Source organism: Lewinella sp. (assembly GCF_050633125.1).
Classification (GTDB): Bacteria; Bacteroidota; Bacteroidia; order Chitinophagales; family Saprospiraceae; genus Lewinella.
On the sequence record NZ_JBOEFX010000254.1, the window covers coordinates 1 to 2,004 of the forward strand.

The window sequence follows — 2,004 nt, forward strand, 5'->3', positions numbered from 1 at the left end:
TGCGCCGGCACCAGCCGTTGTGCCCAACCTTTTTGAATTAATAAAATAAACAGTACAGCAAAATAAGGCGCTGAAATTTTTCAAATCGAACTTGCCAAACGCAGCGTTGAAAAAATAGGGTGGCCAATATTACGGCATTTACCAGATGGCATAACAATACTGCTAAACGAGAGGAAAAACAAGATGGTGTCTAGTGCTCAAGTGTTATATAATTATGTACTTATCGAGAGAAAATTTGCTAAAACGATCAAAATGAAATAAATCTGTCTTGTCGCTTTTTGTGATAAAAGATACCTGATCATATAATCGCTTTTCCCTATTGTTCCAGAAGATTGAAGCACCAATCTGGCAAATACATGAAATGCTTAAAATAGAATACCTGCTGCTCATTTTGTTCCTGAATCATCTATATTGAACAGCCGATTTCTGTAGTGTGGTAGGGCATTGGAGAAAAAGCTAATCGTACTTTGAATGCCGCTTCGATTTTTGAGGTTATATTAATTGATGGATTGAATAAGGATTTCACTCCATTGGAAAATTGCCAAGCTAACGAGTGCATTCGCTTCGCTCTATAAGGCGGCCGAAGGCCACCATGGATTCCATGATTATTTTCTAAATTAGCAGCAGTGTTAACGTGCTAATAAAAGACAGCAAAATAATACTTGCAAAACAGTACGTGGAAAAAATGGCTGGGCACAACTTTGCCTAGGACGTCCATGCTCCGCTTCGCTACGCACGTCGCCTAGGCTTGAGTTGGGCGAAATGAATAAAAGAGTAGATAATGACTTGTAACTGTAGGCATAATGCGATGTGTAATAAAGCGGTCAAACACGATATAAGTTCGGAACTTCAAGGAGAGTTTGTTTTCCAGAGACAGTATTCTCCTGAAGAATATTTGTGGGGATTAAAGAGTAGTAAACTCTTATACATCGGCGTAAATCCTTATTCGAAGAAAATAGGATATAATGACACTTATTCTCTTAGTATACTAGAAAAAGGTCCAGGATTGAATAGTTATTTTTCAGTTCTAAAAAAATGGATTCCTAATTTACATGACGATATAGGATTAGAAGGAGGTGTAGCTCATACCGATCTTGTGAGATGTTACTCATCTACCTTTCCTCTAAAATGGATGAAAATTAAAGACTTCGATTTAGTCTTTAGAAATTGTAGGACTTATTTAAGGGGCCAGATCGAAGAGATGTCTAAAATAAATTTGAAATTCATAATAGTTAGTGGTAGACATCCTTGTTGGCATGTTTTGGATATGTTTTTTCCTGAAATAATAGAGAAGAATAAGATTGATTTAAAAGTCCTTCAAAAAGAATTGAACGGAAGCCAGTTGAATTTTGTCTTTTTGAGACAGTTTATGGGTAGAAATGATGTATCTAAAGTTTATAGGAATCGAGCAACAGAACTGTTGAAGTCACTGGAAATATTCACATAAGTATTTTACAATGGAAAAAATAATAGGCGTTTTACCAAGATTTTATTTGGAAAAATATCAAAAGTTGATATCTATTCAAAATGAATTGCGTAGTTATGAGCCACGAAGGAAATTTACCATTGATGGAAACATTGTTGGTGATTTTGGTGAAATAGTTGCAGAGACTTTCTATGAAGTAACCCTCGATAAAGTCTCTAAACCTGATTTCGACGGTTTGGCAAAAGGAGAAGAAGAGATGCCAGTACAGATAAAATGCTCTTTCATTGGCGGAAACTACACTTACAAGAAAAATATAGGATTATTTCTAGTATTAAGAATTCTAAATGATGGTAGAATTGAAGAAGTCTATAACGGCGAAAACACTTTTATCCAAGATTTTTTGATTTCGGAGCCAAATACTAGGAGAAAGATAACGTCCAAGGGAGTAAGCTATAAACAGTTGAAAAGAGTTTCTGAGGGTTATGATGGTAAATCTTTGATGAGAAGAGAATAATTCGCCCAACTTTGCTACCAGCGACAACCCTCCGCAAGCTACGGGCTGCGTGGTAGCCGGAGTT

The 2,004-nt window shown here is 36.3% G+C and carries 2 protein-coding genes; both read left to right on the plus strand.

From position 1 onward, the window contains the following. Positions 1-808: 808 nt before the first annotated feature. Positions 809-1,447: a hypothetical protein gene (locus tag ACRBG0_RS28750; protein WP_431490263.1), complete on the plus strand. Its 639-nt coding sequence runs from the start codon at positions 809-811 to the stop codon at positions 1,445-1,447. Between the two features lie 10 nt (positions 1,448-1,457). After that, entirely contained in the window at positions 1,458-1,940 is a 483-nt protein-coding gene (locus ACRBG0_RS28755; protein ID WP_431490264.1) for a DUF6998 domain-containing protein, read from the plus strand. Positions 1,941-2,004 lie beyond the last annotated feature (64 nt).